This window comes from Isoptericola chiayiensis, from assembly GCF_013149805.1.
In the GTDB taxonomy this organism is placed as follows: Bacteria; Actinomycetota; Actinomycetes; order Actinomycetales; family Cellulomonadaceae; genus Isoptericola; species Isoptericola chiayiensis.
In genome coordinates this window covers 470,640-487,270 of sequence record NZ_JABEZT010000001.1, presented here as the reverse complement: position 1 = coordinate 487,270, position 16,631 = coordinate 470,640, and the positions used below count along the sequence as shown (strand labels likewise).

Genomic DNA, 16,631 nt, shown 5'->3' with positions numbered 1-16,631 from the left:
GAACTACTTCTTCCTATCGGTTGACCGCACACCTGATGGTCGTACGTGTCGAGCGTTGTACTGGCGGGGCGCCTGGGACTCTTCGACCTGGACGTGAGTCTGCTCTCGCTCGGCGAAGGCCTTCTCGATGATCGTTCGGGCCTCGTCCGGTTTGTCCTTGGCAACGGCCCACGCCCACTTCCGGTACCGGAGGGCTACGTCCTGTGCAGGGCCGTCGAGAACAAGGCGACCGTGATTGAGCCAGATCGCCCGCGTGCAGGTCTCTTCGATGGTCTGGGCGGCGTGACTGACGAGGAAGACGGTGCCCGCACCGTCTCTCAGCCCCTGCATCCGTGCCTCGCTCCGCTCACGGAACGCAGCGTCACCCGTGGCTAGCGCCTCATCGATCAGCAGAATGTGGGGGTTGGCGGCGGTAGCAATGGCGAACCGAAGCCGCGCACCCATGCCGGAGGAGTATGTCTTCATCGGTAGGTAGATCGACTTGCCGAGTCCTGCGAGCTGCTTGACCTCCGGCACCGCGGCGTCGGCCTGGTCCGGGGTCAGACCCATCGCGAGGCAACCGAGGCGAATATTCTGTTCACCCGAGAGATCGGGGACCAGGGCTGCGTTGACTCCGATCAGCACAGGAGTGCTCTCGGCGAGCACCCGTCCCTTCGCAGGGTTCTCCAGGCCCGCGATGATGCGGAGGAGCGTGCTCTTGCCGGAACCGTTCTGGCCAACTAGGCCGATCTGCTCCCCAGACTTGGCGACGAACGAGATGCCGGAGAGCGCGCGAACCAGCACCTTCGGGTCGTTGCCGAGCACCGTGCGCGCGGCTCGCTTGACGAAGTTTGCGCCACGACGACGTTCGGCTGCGTCGGTCGACGGCACGCGATAGCGCACGTGGACGTTCTGGACCGCGACGGTGGCTTGTGCGAAGGGATCGACGTCATGCTCGCCCATAGGACTCCTCCCCCTGCCAGAAGAAGAGGAAGCCCACGAGCAGGGCGCCGACCGACCAGGTAGACAGACCGATCCAAGTCGACGCGTCCGGCACCGTGGCATAGAGCAGGCAGTCGCGTGCGGCGTCGAGGACCATGTACATCGGGTTGGCCTCCATCAGCCCGACGATCGAGGGGTACTCGGCGAAGCGATCGATGGAGAAGAAGACAGCGGAGGCGTACAGCCAGATCCGCATGGCCACGCTGATCAGCTGCGTGAGGTCGGGCACGATCGTCGTCAAGCGCGCGAATAGCAGAGCGAGGCCTGTGGCCAGGAAGACTTGAAGGACGAGCACGACCGGGAAGAGCAGCGCCGCCATCGTCCAGGTCTCGTGGTCCGGGAGGAGGACGATGAGCAGGAACATCGCACCAATCGTGGGCACCAGATTCAGAATGCTGCGCAGTACCACGGAGATGGGCAGTGACGCGCGAGGGAACGTGAAAGCCCTGATGAGATTGCGGCCCGACTGGATGGACTTGGCTCCGCTGGAGACACACTGCGTGGTGAACTGGAAGAGGAACACGCCGATGATGAGGTAGCCCAGGAAGTTAGGGATGCCGTCACGGGTGTCGAGGATCAGCCCGAAGATCAGGTAGTAGGCCAGGCCGTTGAGGATCGGGTTGATGACCAGCCAGGCCTGTCCGAGCAGCGTCTCGCGGGTTCCGCTGGTCACCTTTGCGCGAGCCTCGGCCCACAGGAAGTAGCGGCGTCCCCAGAGCTGGCGAATGTAGTCGCGGATCGGGGGACGAGCTCCGACCTGCTTCAGCCGGCCGGTCGAGACGATCTCGAGCGAGGCCGGCTGCTTCTTGAAGACCTCCGCGTACAGGTCCGACACGTCGGCCGGCGTCGGTGAAGACGTCGGCTGCAACGGTGGGACCGGGGCACTCATCGCGTGCATCTTAGATGCTGTGGCGGGCGAACCGTTCGCCTCGTGTCACAGAACGGTCAAGTCGGGCGGCAGCATGCGGACATCGTTGCCCGGTACGCTCATCCCGTCAGCCACGCCAGGACACGGGAGCAAGGACGCACGAGCATGCGTGTACTCATCACCGGTGGCGCCGGATTCATCGGTGCGAACTTCACCCACCAGACCGTCCGGGAGCGTCCCGACGTCCGCGTCACCGTGTTGGACGCGCTGACCTATGCGGGGGACGTCAAGTCGCTGGTCCCGGTGGCCGATCACGTGACCCTGGTCCGTGGGTCGATCGCCGACGAGCCGCTGGTCGACCGCTTGGTGGGGGAGTCGGACGTCGTCGTCCACTTCGCCGCCGAGTCGCACAACGACAACTCGCTGAACGACCCGTCGCCGTTCGTGCAGACCAACTTGGTGGGCACGTTCACCCTTCTCGAGGCCGTGCGGAAGCACGGCGTGCGGTTCCACCACATCTCGACCGACGAGGTCTACGGGGACCTGGAGCTAAACGATCCGGCGAAGTTCACCCCCGAGACGCCGTACAACCCGTCGAGCCCCTACTCGTCGACGAAGGCCGGCTCGGACCTGCTGGTCCGGGCGTGGGTGCGCTCGTTCGGTGTGCAGGCCACCATCTCGAACTGCTCGAACAACTACGGGCCCTATCAGCACGTCGAGAAGTTCATTCCGCGCCAGATCACCAACCTCATCGACGGGGTGCGGCCCAAGTTGTACGGCGCCGGACTGAACGTGCGTGACTGGATTCACGTCGAGGACCACAACACGGCGGTCTGGGCGATCATCGACAAGGGCCGGATCGGCGAGACCTACCTGATCGGTGCCGACGGCGAGAAGAACAACCTCGAGGTCGTCCAGACCCTGCTCGAGGTCTTCGGCCGGGACGCCGACGATTTCGACCACGTGGCCGACCGCCCGGGGCACGACATGCGCTACGCCATCGATGCCTCGCGGCTGCGCGACGAGCTCGGCTGGGAGCCGCGGTTCACCGACTTCCGCAGCGGCCTCGAAGCGACGGTCGACTGGTACCGCGAGCACGAATCCTGGTGGCGGCCCCGCAAGGCAGCCGTCGAGGCCAAGTACGCCAAGACCGGCCAGTGACAGCACGAGGGCCGGGACCGCTCTACGGTCCCGGCCCTCGTCATCTCTCAGCCCTTCAGTGAAGCCACGTACGCCTCGACGCTTTCGAGCGTCGGCAGCAGACCCTGCTCCCGAGCATCCGCCAGGGTCGGTGCGGCAGCGTCCTTCTCGGAGAGCTGCGGAGTGATCGGGGAACCGTCCCGCGCTGCCGTCGGCCACTCGATGCCGACCGCCGGGTCCAGCGGGTGGACGCCGTGCTCGGCCGTCGGGTTGTAGCCCGTCGAGCAGAGATACATGACCGTCGAGTCGTCCTCGAGCGACATGAAGGCGTGCCCGAGGCCCTCGCCCAGGTAGATCGCGCGGCGGTCGACGTCGTCGAGGAGCACGGAGTCCCACTGCCCGAAAGTCGGCGACCCGACGCGGATGTCGACGACGACGTCCAGGACGGCACCCTTCGGGCACGTCACGTACTTGGCCTGCCCCGGGGGGACGTCGGCGAAGTGGATCCCACGCAGTACGCCGGCTGCGGACACCGAGAGGTTGGCCTGCTGCAGGTCCAGGTCGTGGCCCAGGTGCTCGGAGAACGTCGACGCCTTGAACCACTCCAGGAACACACCACGAGGGTCCCCGAACTGCTTGGGAGTGATCTCGTAGGCGCCAGGGACGGCCAGCTCGCGGAACTGCACGTGGTGCTCCTTCAGATTCGGTGGTGACGGCCCTTTAGGATCCTACGGGTGACGACACCGACTCCTCAGAACACCGCTCCTCGCTGGCTCGTCCTCGGAGCTCGCGGCATGCTCGGCCACGACCTCCTCGACGTCCTGACTGCCACGGGGCCCGACGTGACCGGCCTGGGCCGGGCCGACGTCGACGTGACCGATGCGCAGGCCGTCCGTGCCGCCGTCGTCGGCTACGACGTCGTCGTCAACGCCGCCGCCTGGACTGCCGTGGACGATGCGGAGGAGCGCGAAGCGCAGGCCTTCGATGTCAACGCCACCGCGGCTGCCCACGTCGCTCGTGCGGCGGCCGAGGCCGGAGCCCGACTGGTCCACGTGTCCACCGACTACGTGTTCGACGGCGCTGCCACCGAGCCGTACACCGAGGACGCGCCGATCGCCCCGCGATCCGCCTACGGCCGCACCAAGGGGGCGGGGGAGTGGGCCGTGCGCGCCGAGGCGCCGGACCACCTGATCGTCCGCACCGCCTGGCTCTACGGCGCCCACGGCGGCTGCTTCCCGAAGACCATGGCGCGCCTCGGTGCGGAGAAGGACCAGCTCGCCGTCGTCGACGACCAGGTCGGGCAGCCCACGTGGACGCGGGACCTCGCCGAGCTGATCGTGCGTCTCGTCGACGCCGAGGCGCCCACCGGGACGTACCACGGCACGTCGTCGGGCCAGACGTCCTGGTTCGGGTTCACGCAGCGCATCCTGGCCTCGGCCGGTCTGGCAACCCCGCTGGAGCCGACCACGAGCGCGGCGTTCGTGCGCCCGGCGCCGCGGCCCGCCTACTCGGTGCTGGGGCACGACGCCCTGCGAGCGGCCGGTGTGGAGCCGATCGGTGACTGGGCCGAGCGCTGGGAGGCCGCGGCACCGACCGTGCTCGCATGAGCGGAAGCGAGGACACGACGTCATGTCCCCGCCGCAGTGATCACTCGTCGAGCAGGCCCAGCAGGTAGCTGCCGTAGCCGGACTTGACCAGCTTCTCCGCGCGGACGCGCAGCTCGTCGTCGGTGAGGAACCCGCGCCGCCAGGCGACCTCCTCCGGCGAACCGATCTTGAGGCCCTGGCGCTGCTCGATCGTGCGCACGAAGTCGCTCGCCTCGATGAGCGAGTCGAACGTGCCGGTGTCCAGCCAGGCCGTGCCACGGGGGAGCACCTCGACCTGCAGCGAGCCGCGGCTCAGGTACTCGGCGTTGACGTCGGTGATCTCGTACTCGCCGCGCGCCGAGGGCTGGATGTTCTTGGCGATCTCGACCACGTCGTTGTCGTAGAAGTACAGGCCGGGCACCGCGTACTTCGACTTGGGCCGCGCCGGCTTCTCCTCCAGGGAGATCGCGCGGCCGGCATCGTCGAACTCCACCACGCCGTAGGCCGTCGGGTCCGCGACTCGGTAGGCGAACACCGCGCCACCGGTGATCGAGTCGAACCGTTGGAGCTGGTCGCCCAGGCCCTGGCCGTAGAAGATGTTGTCGCCCAGCACCAGTGCCGCGGCGTCGTCGCCGATGAACTCCTCACCCAGCACGAACGCCTGGGCCAGCCCGTTCGGCTGCTCCTGCACCGTGTACTCGATGTTCACGCCGAACTGCGAGCCGTCGCCCAGCAGGCGGTGGAACTGCTCGGCGTCGTGCGGGGTGGTGATCACCAGGATGTCCCGGATGCCCGCCAGCATCAGCGTCGAGAGCGGGTAGTAGATCATCGGCTTGTCGTACACCGGCACGAGCTGCTTGCTCACGCCCTGGGTGATCGGGTGCAGTCGGGTGCCGGAACCGCCGGCCAGGATGATGCCGCGCATACGGCGGATGATCTCACGGGGCCGTCGCGGGAATCACGCTGTCGGCCGGTTCAGTAGCCGAAGGCCTCGAAGTCCTCGCGGTAGAACTCCCGCAGCAGGGCCTCGGTGCCACGGGAGATCGGCACGTCGCTGCTGCTGAACCCGGGCCTGCGCTCGCCGGAGTTGAGGCGGTGCGGTACCTCGGTGTCGATGGCGAGGTCAAAGCGCTTGTCGAGGTCGGCGAGGGCTGCGGACAGCCCGTCCTCGTACCGGTAGACCTGCGCCTTGCGCAGCACGAACTCCGACTGCGGGCGCAGATGGTTGTCGAGCACGTACGGGTCCTTCTGGTACTTCGCGAACATGGTGCGCGTCCACGACTCGACGGACTCGTCGGTGAACCGGATCCTGTGCTTGCGGGCCCGGTGCGCCACCTCGGACCGGAACCGGGCGATCGGGTCCCGAACGACGAGGAACACCGCCGTGAACCGCTTGATGCGGTACGTCTCCCGGAGGCGCTCCGCGTGGATGTGCTGCGGTGAACACCGCCGGAACCAGTTGGGCTGGTCGGTACCGGTCGCGGAGTCCCGGTCGTACTGGTTGAAGTCCGACCGGCGAAGGGCGGTCTCGATCGACGAACCGCCCGTCTTGGGCACGTGGACGAACAGGACGCTCTTGTCGTCCCGCAGATAGATCGGCATCGACGGCTCCTTCGAGTGAGGGTCGGACCGAGCGAATCTACCGATGATGCGGTGCCTGCGCCTCGCGGACGGAGCCGTCGTCGCCGTTCGCGCCGACCCCCTTGCCGGACCACCGGCGTCGTGCGCTAGTGTGACCGCCACCACAACCGAAAACGGCCCGTGCCAGAGGCGGCAACCTCTGACCGGGCCTGACCAACGAGAGTCTGGAGCACTCCCGATGGCTACGCCTGACGATATCAGCGCGCCCCCACCACCCCCGGTGCGCCTCAACGCCCACGCGCCCCTGTGGCGCCTCGTCGACGCCCTCGCCGCCGCCGGCTGGGGCGACCTGCGCGACGCACCCCAGAGCGTGCGCAGCTACCTCCACGCGCTGGCCCGCCTCGCCGACCCGCGCACCGCCGTCGTCGAGACCACCGACGCCCAGGCCGCCGAACGCGCCGGCCTCTCCCCGCGCACCATCGCCCGAGCCCGCACCTGGCTGCAGCGCCACGGCGTCGTCACCATGCTCCGCCGAGGCGCCCGGCAGGGCCTGCGGGGCGTGCCGTCGCTGCTGCGCGTGACCAAACGTGCCCTCGTCTCGCTGCTGCCCGCCGCCCGTCGCGCCAAGGACGCCCGCGCCCGCCGTCGTGCCGCCCGGCCCGGCGGAGCCGCCCGCCTGCCCGATCCCAACCGGACACAACGGCAGCCCTTCCCCTCCTGGCGGAGGAAGACGGCGCCGCCCGCCGCGCCGCCGTCGTCGCGCCCCACAGAGGTACGACGACGGCCCTCACCCGTCCAGGAACGTCTGCGCGCCGAGGCCGCGGACGCCGCCGCGACACCTCCGCAGGCCGCCACCATCGCGGCGGTCCGGGCCGCGCTGCGCCCGCTGTCGGTGGGTGCCGGGAGGGTGGGCGCGTGACCAGGACCGCGCCGGCCGAGACCGAATTTGTGCACCAGGTGGGTGCACGATTGCCCGCAACATCGCCTCGATGCACGACAGCCCCCGCCGGACGGCGGGGGCTGAAGGCAGGGCGCTCAGGATCGTCTCCCTATCGCGCAGCCTCAGTCCACGACGCCACTGTTGACGCGCTCCGTTCAGCGAGCGGCCGCCGGCCCGCTCAGCAGCACCGCGCCGTGCGGGGCCAGCTCCAGGTCCAGCGCCGCGCTGCCCGGCGCCACACCGCGGGCCGCGTCGCTCTGCACTGTCACCTCCCGGCGCGGCACCCTCGCCCCGGTCCACAACTCGCGCACCTCGGGGCCGCCGCGGACGGCGAACCCGACCCGCGCCACGTCCTGGGCCAGCGACAGCGGCTCGTCGCCCAGGTTGAACAGCGCCGCGAACGCCGTGCCGTCCGGACTGTCGGCGGCCCACATCACCAGCGGACCCTCGCGGAACACCTCGCGCTGGGTCCGTCCGTCGCTGTGCACGGCCAGGGCGTCGGCGTTGCGGAACAGGGCCACGGTGTCCGGGTCCGACGACGGCAGGTCCCCGCCGATCATCAGCGGCGAGCGGGCGATCATCCACAGCGTCAGCAGGCTGACCCGCTCGTCGTGCGTCAGACCGTCGTCGCGCGGCTCACCCCGCTCCGCACGCAAGCCGATGCGCCCCAACGGCAGCATGTCGGCGTCGGCCCACCCGCCGTCACCCGAGAACGGCGCCCACCGCGCCAGCCGCGCGAAGTTCGCCTCGACGTCCTCCCACCGGTCCCACAGGTCGTCGCTGATGCGCCACATCGTGGCGTGCTCGCGCAGATGCGCGGCGTGCGTCGTCGACAGGTCCCGACCGGGGGAGAGGCTCAGCTCGATCGGCCGGCCCGTGCGCTCGATCGCCCGGGCGTACGCCTCGATGTCCGCGGCCTGGTACGGCCAGAGCATGTCGTCCGTCTTGAGGAAGTCGACGCCCCACTCCGCGTACAGCTCGAGCGTCGAGTCGTAGTAGGCCTGCGCCCCCGGGTGCGAGTGGTCCAGACCCACCATGTCCGGGTTCCACTCGCAGGCGTTGCCCGGATCCGCGACGTCCGCGGCCGTCGCGTCGCTGCCCAGGACCGGCGTCGCACGCTCCACCGCCCGCCGCGGGATCCCGCGCATCGTGTGGATGCCGAACCGCAGACCCAGCGCACGCACCTGCTCGGCCAGCGGACCGAACCCGCGCCCGCCCGCAGCGCTCGGGAACCGGCCCGGATCCGGCAGCAGCCGGCCGCGGGTGTCCATCGCCAGCGGGGCGTCCGCGTTGTAGCCGTGCGAGCGAGCCGTCGGATCCGACCAGTCGATGTCGACCACCACCGTGTCCCAGCCGAACGGCAGCAGGTGCTCGGCCAGGAACCGCGCGTTGGCCAGCACCTCCGCCTCCGTCACCGTGGTGCCGTAGCAGTCCCAGGAGTTCCAGCCCATCGGAGGGCGGGCCGTTCGCGTGCTGCGCATCGTGTCCTCGCTCGTCGGCGTGCGTCGTCACCGGTGACCGTACCGACACCGTGATCGCCGTCGCCTGCCACAATGGCCGGGTGACGCGAGACACGCCGTCGTGCGAGCGTGCCTACCGCCGCACCCTCGCCCTTCTCACCCTGGCCGTCGCCCTCTGGTCGGTGGCGTGGGCGGTGCTGACCCCGGGGTTCCGGGCGCCCGACGAGCAGAACCACCTCAACAGCGCCATCCGTCTCGCGTACGGGGGCGGGTGGCCGGCACCCGGCGACGCCCACTTCGCACCCGTCATCGACCAGGCCGTCGCGGAGTCCACCTACCCGAGCGACCTGCCCGGACGGTTCAACGACCGCCCGCAGTGGCCCCAGTTCGTCGAGCTCACGCCGGTGCCCACCGCGGACCGCATCCACATCGACGTCGGCAACGCGCTGCCCGCACCCGGCACCAGCGCCACCGTCGACCAGATGACCCAGCATCCGCCCGCCTATTACGCCCTCGGCGCCGCCGCCCTGCGCGCCACCGGCACCGCTGATGCGCAGTGGGACGTCGCCCTGCTCGCGTTGCGGCTGCTCGACGTGGCCCTTTTCGCCGCGACCGTCCCGCTCGCCGCCTCCACCACCCGACGTCTGACAGGGTCCCGGTCCGCCGCCCTGCTCGCCGCCCCCTTCCCGATGCTGATCCCGCAGGTCGGCCACATCATGGGCGCCGCCAACAACGACGCCCTCGTGGTCCTCACCGGCGCCGGCGTCACCTACCTCGCCGCGCGCGTCGTCACCGGCGACCTGCGCTGGCGGGTCGTGGTCGGCCTCGGGCTGGTGCTCGGCGTCGGGCTGCTGACCAAGGTGATGCTCGCGTTCGCCATCCCGGTGGTGGTCGCCGCCTACCTGCTGGCGCCTCCCGGTCCGACGGCGGTCCAGCGGGCCTGGCGTGCGTTCGTCGCGCTGGCCGTGGCGTTCGTCGTCGGCGGCTGGTGGTGGGCCCGCAACTGGCTCGTCGACGGTGCCGTGCAGCCCGTCGGCCTGCCGCGCGACTACGCCAGCATGGCCCAGGTGCCCGGCTCCGAGGTGCTGCCCGAGTCGATCGGCCGCACCGCCCAGGCGTTCTTCGGCAACCTCGGCTGGCTCGAGATCCGCATGCACGGCACGCTCGTCGCGCTCGCCTCGACGCTGCTCGTGGTCGCCGTGCTCGCCGCCGTCGTCCTGCCCGGTGCTCGTCGCGGCGCGTTCACGATCGCGCTGCTGCCGCTCGCGCTCGCCGCGGGAGTGGTCGCCAACGCCGTGAGCCGCTGGGCCGAGACCGGCGTGCTCGTCGCCCTGCAGGGCCGCTACATCTTCGGCGGTCTGACCGCGCTGGCCGCGCTGTTCGCGATCGCCCTGTGGCAGGCCGCACGACGGCGGGAGCACCGGACCGCCGTCGTCGTCCCGGTGCTCACGGCGCTGGCCGGGGCGGCCGCCGTCGCCGGGCTCGCATGGGGGTTCGCCGCCTTCTACCGGGCGCCGGGGGACTCGGCGGCGCAGGCGTGGGAGCGCTGGGTCGCGTGGAGCCCGCTCGACGAGGCCGTGATCGCCGCGGTGCTCGTGGTCGTGGCCCTGGGGCTGCTCGCCGGGGTCGTGGCCGCGTGGCGGTGGGCGGCGCTGACGCGCGGGTTGTCGCGGCCGTCGTCGCAGCGGACCTGGCGTGCGGAGCAGATCCCGCACGAAACCTCCTTCTGAGTTAAGGCTCTTTTGCTAGCCTTAACTCAAGAGCGGGGAGGGACGCCGATGTCGTCGCCGATGATGCCTGACGTCGAAGGCCTGTGGATGCGCGAGGAGCAGGCTCCCGACCTGACCGCCCACCGGGCGTCCGACCGGCGCGGGGGCAGCTTTCTGAGATATCACCCCAGGCGCCTCGCCGAACGTATGGTCCCTCTGATCGACGCCGACACGATGGAGAAGGTCGCCGACGCATCCGTCGCTGTCGCACGGACGGCCCACCAGCTCCGGCAGCGACCCGTGGCGATCCTGCACGCGACGCTGCTGCGGAGCGAGTCCATCTCGTCGAGCTGGGTCGAGGGACTGCGCGAGACCCCCCGAAACATCATGGTGGCGCAGCTGCGAGAGCGGGATCCGGGTCTCGCCGGGCACCAGTTCGACCGGCTGCGGACCGCGTCCTCGATCCTGGCGAACCTGAACTCGGTGCGCGACGGGGTCGAGCTGCTCCGTGCGCCCTGGACGCACGACGCGATCCACGCGATCCACCGCACGATCGCTCCCGCCGTCCACGACGACGGATACCGGGTGCAGGACGTGCAGATCGGCGGCTCGTCCAAGCTGACCGCCTCGTACGCCGCGCCGCCGGCGGCCGAGGTGCCCTGGTTGATGGACGACCTGCTCACCTATGCCAACGTCAGCCCCGACGCCCCGCTGGTCAAGTCGGCGATCATCCATGCGCAGTTCGAGACCGTCCACCCCTACGAGGACGGCAACGGTCGAGCCGGTCGCGTCCTCGTGCACGGATACCTGGCCCGTGCCGGCGTGCTCGATCACGGCGTGCTGCCGTTGTCCGTCGTGCTGCGGCGGGACGTCGACGAATACGTGCGCCGATTGATGGCGTACCGGCACGCCTCCGACGACGATCGACCCGGCGCCGTCGCCCAGTTCGTCGACTACTTCGCCGACTGCCTCGTGGACTCCTGCGAGGAGACCGACCGCGTGATGGCCGAGTCGGAGGAGGTGCGTGCCGACTGGGCCGATCGTGTCTCCGGGTACCGGTCCGACTCGGCCGTCCACCGTGCCCTCCCCGTCGTCGCCGACCAACCGGTCCTGACGGCGCGCTACCTCGCGTCCGCGCTGGGCGTGTCGACGGTGACCGGCCGGCGGGTCGTCGACCAGCTGCTCGACGCCGGGATCGTCGAACCTTCAGGCGGTCGATTCAATCGGTCGGAGGTGTACCAGGCCTCGGCGCTGCTGCGGATGATGGACCGGCTCGTTCCTGGCATCCAACCCACCGCACTGCCGAGGCCCCGACCTGTCCGCCCGGACGAGGCCGGCTCGTGACGGTCGGCCCGCCCGGACGGCCCGGCGTGGCTAGACTCGCGCCGGGCGCCCCCACGCCGCTCAGCAGCACCGTCGTCGGACCGGAGAGGGCTCGATGAAGCTCGTCGTGCAGATCCCGTGCCTCAACGAGGCCGAGACGCTCCCCCTCGTGCTCGCCACCCTGCCGCGCGAGGTTCCCGGGTTCGACGAGGTCGAGTGGCTCGTCATCGACGACGGCTCCACCGACGGCACCGGCGACGTCGCCCGCAACCTCGGCGTCGACCACGTGCTGCGGCACACCCGGACCATGGGGCTCGCCCGCTCGTTCCGCGACGGCGTCGACCACGCCCTCGCTCACGGCGCCGACGTCGTCGTCAACACCGACGGCGACAACCAGTACCCCTCCGAACGCGTCGGGGACCTGTGCGCGCCGATCCTCGCCGGCGAGGCCGACATCGTCGTCGCCGACCGCCAGACCGCCACCATCGAGCACTTCAGCCCGTTCAAGAAGCGCATGCAGCGCCTCGGCTCCCGCGTGGTCAGCGCCGCCGCCAACACGCCCCTGCCCGACGCCGCCAGCGGATTCCGCGCCTACTCGCGGTCCGCGCTGCTGCGGCTCAACGTCGTCACCCAGTTCAGCTACACCATGGAGACGATCATCCAGGCGGGCAACAAGCACCTGCGGATCGTGTCCGTGCCCGTGGTCACCAACCCCAAGACGCGCGAGTCGCGGCTGTTCCGCAACATCTGGCAGCACATGGGACGCTCCGGGCGGGCCATCGTGCGCTCGTGGATCATGTTCCGCCCCCACCTGGTGTTCCTGTCCCTCGCGGCACTGTTCTTCCTGGCCTCCGCGGTGCCCGCCGTGCGGTTCCTTGTGTTCTTCGCCCAGGGCGAGGGCGGCGGGCACGTGCAGTCGCTCGTGTTCGCCGCCGCCATGCTGGTGGGGTCGCTGCTGTGCCTCGCGCTGCTGGTCATCGCCGACCTGCAGCGCACCAACCGGACGCTGATCGAGGACACCCTCGAACGGGTCAAGCAGGTCCAGTACGGGCGGGACGAGTGATCGTCGCGTTCGGCACCTACGACGCCGCCCGGCATCCCCGCGTCGGCATCCTGGTCGCCGGGCTGCGCGCCCACGGCTACCGCGTCGACGAGCTGAACCGGCCCCTCGGGTTCTCCACCGCCGAGCGGGTGCAGATGCTGCGCCGGCCGTGGCGGCTCCCGCTGCTGGTGCTGCGGCTGCTGACCTGCTGGCTCGCCCTGATCCGGGACGACGTCGGACACCGCCGTGCGCACGGGGCTCCGGACGCGCTGCTGGTCGGCTACCTCGGTCACTTCGACGTGGTGCTCGCCCGGCTGCTGCACCCCCGCACCCCCGTGATCCTCGACCACCTCGTCTTCGCGGCCGACACCGCCACCGACCGGGGCGCCCGCGGGCTGCGGGTCCGGTTGCTGCACGGGCTGGACCGGCTCGCGCTCGCCAGTGCCGACGTCGTCGTGCTGGACACCGACGAGCACCGGGAGCTGCTGCCTCCGTCCTCCCGCCGTCGTCGAGCGTCTCTGAATGCATCCCGTCAGCCCCCGATCAGCGGCATCCAGAGACGCTCGACGGCCAGAAGGGCCGTGGTCGTGCCCGTCGGGGCCCCGGAAACCTGGTTCCCCCCTCCTCGCCGAGATACCGATCGGTCGGTGAGATACCGGGGCGTCGAGTCGACGGAGCGGTATCTCGGCGACGAGCCGGTATCTCGGCACGGGGGAGACCCCGAGCCGCTGCGCGTGGTGTTCTTCGGCCTCTTCACCCCGCTGCAGGGTGCGGTCACCATCGCCCGGGCGTTCGCCGACGCCCTGCCTCGGGCCGCCGCGCAGGGCCGGCCGATCACCGCGACCCTCGCCGGCACCGGCCAGGACCACGCCGCCGCCCGAGCCGCGCTCGCCGACACCCCCGGGATCACCTGGCACGACTGGGTCGAACCCGACGAGCTCCCCGGACTCGTCGCCGAGCACGACGTCTGCCTCGGCATCCTCGGCACCACCGCAAAGGCGCTGCGCGTGATCCCCAACAAGGTGTTCCAGGGGCTGGCCGCCGGCTGCGTCGTCGTCACCTCCGACACCCCGCCCCAGTGCCGGCTGCTCGGCGATCACCTCGAGCTCGTGCCACCCGGCGACGCCGCAGCCCTCGCCGACCGGCTCCTCACCCTCACCGACCCGGCAGCACTCGCCGCCGCCCGGACCCGAGCGCACGCCGGCCGCGACGCCGTCCGCCCGGCCGCCGTCGTCGGACCCCTGCTCGACGCCCTCGCCGCCCGCGGGATCCACCCGTGACCGGCACCCCACCCGTCAGCACCGCACCCCGGCCCGGCGCCACCGCCCGCGTCCTCACCGTGCTGCGCTCACCGTGGGTGCGCTGGGGGTTCCTCGTCCTCGCGCTGGCGCTCGCGGTCTACGCCGTCGTCGCCGTGCGCGAGGACCTCGCCGACGCCGCCGCAGCGCTCTCCGGCGTCCGCATCGCCGGAGCGGCACTCCTCGCCGTCGCGTTCGTCGGCTGCACGCTGCTGTCGTGGCGGGCCGTGCTCACCGACCTCGGCTCCCGGCTCGACCGCCGGGCCGCCGTCACCGTGTTCGGGATCAGCCAGCTCGGCAAGTACGTGCCCGGCGGGGTGTGGAACGTGGTGGCCGCCGCCGAGGTCGGCGCCGACCACGGCGTCCCGCGCCGCCGCACCGCCACCGCCACCGCCGTCGCGACCGGCGTCGGCGTCGTCTCCGGGGCCGTCGTCGGCGTCCTCGCGCTGCCGTTCGTCGCCGCCGGAGCACTCGACGACTGGGCCTGGGCGCTCTGGCTGCTGCCCGCCGTCGTCGTGCTGCTCCTGCCGCCCGTGCTCAACCGGCTGCTCGCCGCCGCGCTGCGCCTCGCCCGGCGACCCGCGCTCGAGCACCCCCTGTCGTGGGGCGGCCTCGGCGCCGCCGCCGGGTGGGCCGCCGCCGGCTGGATGCTCGCCGGCGTGCAGGTGTGGCTGCTCGCCACCGGTCTCGGCATGGCCGGCGACGTGCGCACCCTCGCGCTCGCCGTCGGCGGGTACGCGCTGGCCTGGATGGTCGGATTCCTCGTCGTCGTGGTCCCCGCCGGCGCCGGCGCCCGCGAGCTCGTGCTCCTCGCCGTCCTCACCGGCGCCCTGCCGCACGCCGAGGTGCTGCTCGTCGTGCTGGTCAGCCGGGTCCTCGTCACGCTCGCCGACCTGTTCCTCGCCGGGCTCGGGGCGCTGCTGCGGCGTCCGGCCGGCGTCCGGTTCGCGCCGCTCGCCCCCCGAGCCTGGCTGCGCTGGGACACGGTGCGCCGGACCCTGCCCGCCCGGCGCTCCACGGTGCTCGAGATCGGGTGCGGGCAGGGCGCCGTCGGCATGCGGATCGCCGCCCGGCACGACTACACGGCCGTCGAGCTCGACGTCGACTCCTGGGCGCTCGCCGCGCCGCGGGTGGCCATGGTGTCGGCCGAGGCCCGGGTGCTGCACGGCGACCTGTCGGCGCTCCCGGCCGCGGAACGGTTCGACGTCGTGTGCGCGTTCGAGGTCATCGAGCACCTGGACGACGACGCCGGCGCGCTGCGCTCGTGGGCTGCGCGGGTACGACCCGGCGGCGAGCTGGTGCTGTCCACGCCGGCCGACCCCGAGAGGTTCGGACCGTGGGACACCCTCGCCGGGCACTACCGGCGCTACGAGCCGGCGCGACTCGCCGCGCTCCTGGAGGACGCCGGCCTGGTCGATGTCCGGGTGCGCCGCTACGACGCACCCCTCGGGTTCCTGCTCGAAGCGGTCCGCGACCGGGTCGCCCGCCGGCAGGTGCCGGCGTCGGGCACCGTGCCGCCGTCGGGCCAGGTGCCGGCGTCGGACCCCGGGGCCGCTCTCTCGGGCGAGCGGACCGAGGTCGACGACGCGCTCGCCACCGCCACGGCCGGGTCGGGGCGGCGGCTGCAACCGCGCTCGCGGCTCGTCGGCAGCGCGATCGCCGTCGGCATCTGGCCGTTCCTGCTGCTGCAGCGGGCCCTGCCCCGGCACGGCACGGGACTCGTCGCGCGGGGACGACGGCCCGCGTCGGTGGACGCCGGTGACATGCCCGACGGCGCGCCCGGCGCGGGGTCTGGCGCCGCGCCGCCCGACCAGGGATCCTCGGGACCGTGAGCCTGCCACCGCTGACCCTGTTCGGTGCCCTGCGCTGGGACGTCGTGCGGCGACGCCTGGACGACCTGGCCCTCCCGCCCGGTGCGAGCGTGCTCGAGGTCGGGTGCGGGCAGGGGGCCGTCGGGGTGCGACTGGCCGCCGCCGGGTACGAGTACACGGGTGTCGAGCTCGACGCCGCCAGCGCCGAGGTGGCCTCCGACCGGCTCGCCGGCGCGGAGCTGCCGGGGCGGGTGGTCTGCGGGTCCGTCGAGTCCTCGAGGCTGGACGCCGGGTTCGACCTGCTGTGCGCGTTCGAGGTGCTCGAGCACCTCGAGGACGACGCCGGAGCGCTCGCCGCGTGGCTGCCGTTGCTGCGACCGGGTGGGTCGGTGCTCGTCTCGACCCCCGCGTGGCAGCGCCGGTTCGGTCCGATGGACTCCGCCGTCGGGCACCACCGCCGCTACGACCCGCCGCGGATGCGCGCCCTGCTGGACGGCGCCGGGCTGACCGACGTCGGGGGCCGGCTGTACGGGATGCCGCTCGGGTACGCGTTGGAGGCGGTGCGCAACCGGGTGGCGCGGCGGCGGCTGGACTCCGACGGGACGACGACGGCGGAGCGCACCGCGCGCTCGGGGCGGCTGTTCCAGCCGTCGTCGCGGGCCGTCGGCGCCGCCGTGGAGGTCGGGACGTGGCCGTTCCGGGTCGCGCAGCGGGCGTTCCCCGCGACCGGGCCGGCGCTGATCGCCTGGGGCACCTGGCCCTGACGTCCGGATCCCGGTCCTCGGCGCGCGCTCATCGCCCCGTCGGTCCGTTCCGGGGGCCTTCCGCGAGATACCGGTCCGTCGCCGAGATACCGATCCGTCGACGACTGTGAGCTCGATGAGCCGGTATC

The 16,631-nt window shown here is 71.7% G+C and carries 15 protein-coding genes; 9 read left to right on the top strand and 6 right to left on the bottom strand.

The window, feature by feature from the left end; translation table 11 throughout:
* Positions 1-3: 3 nt before the first annotated feature.
* The gene (locus HDG68_RS02065) at positions 4-942 is read right to left on the bottom strand and encodes an ABC transporter ATP-binding protein (RefSeq protein WP_172148764.1); all 939 of its coding nucleotides are present in this window, start codon (positions 940-942) and stop codon (positions 4-6) included.
* Entirely contained in the window at positions 929-1,870 is a 942-nt protein-coding gene (locus HDG68_RS02060; protein WP_172148762.1) for an ABC transporter permease, read from the bottom strand. The genes HDG68_RS02065 and HDG68_RS02060 overlap by 14 nt, the downstream gene beginning before the upstream one ends.
* A 144-nt stretch (positions 1,871-2,014) precedes the next feature.
* Here HDG68_RS02060 and rfbB point away from each other — a divergent pair, with 144 nt between their 5' ends.
* Positions 2,015-3,010: a dTDP-glucose 4,6-dehydratase gene (gene rfbB, locus HDG68_RS02055; RefSeq protein ID WP_172148760.1), complete on the top strand. Its 996-nt coding sequence runs from the start codon at positions 2,015-2,017 to the stop codon at positions 3,008-3,010.
* A gap of 47 nt (positions 3,011-3,057) precedes the next feature.
* Here rfbB and HDG68_RS02050 read toward each other — a convergent pair whose 3' ends face one another.
* Positions 3,058-3,675 (bottom strand): dTDP-4-dehydrorhamnose 3,5-epimerase family protein, encoded by a 618-nt coding sequence (locus HDG68_RS02050; protein ID WP_172148758.1) that lies wholly within the window; start codon positions 3,673-3,675, stop codon positions 3,058-3,060.
* 48 nt (positions 3,676-3,723) lie between these two features.
* Here HDG68_RS02050 and rfbD point away from each other — a divergent pair, with 48 nt between their 5' ends.
* Entirely contained in the window at positions 3,724-4,596 is an 873-nt protein-coding gene (rfbD, locus tag HDG68_RS02045; RefSeq protein WP_343037384.1) for a dTDP-4-dehydrorhamnose reductase, read from the top strand.
* A gap of 40 nt (positions 4,597-4,636) precedes the next feature.
* Here the strand turns inward: rfbD and rfbA are convergent, their stop codons facing one another.
* Both rfbA and HDG68_RS02035 read right to left on the bottom strand, forming a co-directional pair.
* On the bottom strand, positions 4,637-5,500 hold the full coding sequence (gene rfbA, locus HDG68_RS02040) for a glucose-1-phosphate thymidylyltransferase RfbA (RefSeq protein ID WP_172148756.1): 864 nt from the start codon (positions 5,498-5,500) through the stop codon (positions 4,637-4,639).
* Positions 5,501-5,550: 50 nt separating this feature from the next.
* Positions 5,551-6,177 (bottom strand): sulfotransferase family 2 domain-containing protein, encoded by a 627-nt coding sequence (locus tag HDG68_RS02035; RefSeq protein ID WP_172148754.1) that lies wholly within the window; start codon positions 6,175-6,177, stop codon positions 5,551-5,553.
* Positions 6,178-6,394: 217 nt separating this feature from the next.
* On the opposite strand from HDG68_RS02035, the gene HDG68_RS02030 reads away from it, so the two are divergent.
* The gene (locus HDG68_RS02030) at positions 6,395-7,075 is read left to right on the top strand and encodes a hypothetical protein (protein ID WP_172148752.1); all 681 of its coding nucleotides are present in this window, start codon (positions 6,395-6,397) and stop codon (positions 7,073-7,075) included.
* A 176-nt stretch (positions 7,076-7,251) separates the two neighbouring features.
* Here the strand turns inward: HDG68_RS02030 and HDG68_RS02025 are convergent, their stop codons facing one another.
* Positions 7,252-8,577: a glycoside hydrolase family 27 protein gene (locus tag HDG68_RS02025; RefSeq protein WP_216647874.1), complete on the bottom strand. Its 1,326-nt coding sequence runs from the start codon at positions 8,575-8,577 to the stop codon at positions 7,252-7,254.
* An 80-nt stretch (positions 8,578-8,657) separates the two neighbouring features.
* On the opposite strand from HDG68_RS02025, the gene HDG68_RS02020 reads away from it, so the two are divergent.
* The 6 genes from HDG68_RS02020 (at position 8,658) to HDG68_RS01995 (ending at position 16,503) form a co-directional block, all read left to right on the top strand.
* Complete coding sequence (locus HDG68_RS02020) at positions 8,658-10,286, top strand: DUF2142 domain-containing protein (RefSeq protein WP_172148750.1); 1,629 nt, start codon at positions 8,658-8,660, stop codon at positions 10,284-10,286.
* Positions 10,287-10,349: 63 nt separating this feature from the next.
* Complete coding sequence (locus HDG68_RS02015; RefSeq protein WP_172148748.1) at positions 10,350-11,609, top strand: Fic family protein; 1,260 nt, start codon at positions 10,350-10,352, stop codon at positions 11,607-11,609.
* Positions 11,610-11,703: 94 nt separating this feature from the next.
* A complete protein-coding gene (locus tag HDG68_RS02010; protein ID WP_172148746.1) occupies positions 11,704-12,651 on the top strand; it encodes a glycosyltransferase family 2 protein in 948 nt (315 codons plus the stop codon).
* Complete coding sequence (locus tag HDG68_RS02005; protein ID WP_343037383.1) at positions 12,648-13,910, top strand: glycosyltransferase; 1,263 nt, start codon at positions 12,648-12,650, stop codon at positions 13,908-13,910. Before HDG68_RS02010 ends, HDG68_RS02005 begins: the two co-directional genes overlap by 4 nt.
* A complete protein-coding gene (locus HDG68_RS16870; protein ID WP_343037382.1) occupies positions 13,907-15,760 on the top strand; it encodes a methyltransferase domain-containing protein in 1,854 nt (617 codons plus the stop codon). The genes HDG68_RS02005 and HDG68_RS16870 overlap by 4 nt, the downstream gene beginning before the upstream one ends.
* The gene (locus HDG68_RS01995; RefSeq protein ID WP_343037381.1) at positions 15,757-16,503 is read left to right on the top strand and encodes a class I SAM-dependent methyltransferase; all 747 of its coding nucleotides are present in this window, start codon (positions 15,757-15,759) and stop codon (positions 16,501-16,503) included. The genes HDG68_RS16870 and HDG68_RS01995 overlap by 4 nt, the downstream gene beginning before the upstream one ends.
* Positions 16,504-16,631 lie beyond the last annotated feature (128 nt).